The organism is Bradyrhizobium sp. IC3195 (genome assembly GCF_020193585.1).
Taxonomy (GTDB): domain Bacteria; phylum Pseudomonadota; class Alphaproteobacteria; order Rhizobiales; family Xanthobacteraceae; genus Bradyrhizobium; species Bradyrhizobium yuanmingense.
In genome coordinates this window covers 1-452 of sequence record NZ_JADYVG010000095.1, presented here as the reverse complement: position 1 = coordinate 452, position 452 = coordinate 1, and the positions used below count along the sequence as shown (strand labels likewise).

Sequence of the window (452 nt, the reverse complement as noted above, 5' to 3'; positions counted from 1 at the left end):
GGTAAAGTCCTCACCGGCCTGACCAAACGTATTGTTGACACCCTGACCGCTTCCGCGCTTAACGAGCCGGCGGCGATGTCTGCGGCGCTTGAGCAATAAAAGAGGAAAACCATGAGTTTTGAAGGAAAAATCGCGCTGGTTACCGGTGCAAGCCGCGGTATTGGCCGTGCCATCGCTGAAACGCTCGGCGCCCGTGGCGCGAAAGTTATCGGTACTGCGACCAGCGAAAGCGGCGCGCAGGCGATCAGCGACTATTTAGGCGCAAATGGTAAAGGTCTGATGTTGAATGTGACCGACCCGGCATCTATTGAATCTGTTCTGGAAAATGTGCGCGCAGAGTTTGGCGAAGTGGATATCCTGGTGAATAATGCCGGGATCACTCGCGACAATCTGTTAATGCGCATGAAAGATGACGAGTGGAACGATATTATCGAAACCAACCTGTCATCGGT

The 452-nt window shown here is 53.3% G+C and carries 1 protein-coding gene; it reads left to right on the top strand.

Going from position 1 to position 452, the window contains the following annotated elements:
• Positions 1 to 111: 111 nt before the first annotated feature.
• The coding region (locus tag I6F09_RS37250) for an SDR family NAD(P)-dependent oxidoreductase (RefSeq protein ID WP_225190209.1) at positions 112 to 452 on the top strand (341 nt) is incomplete at its 3' end.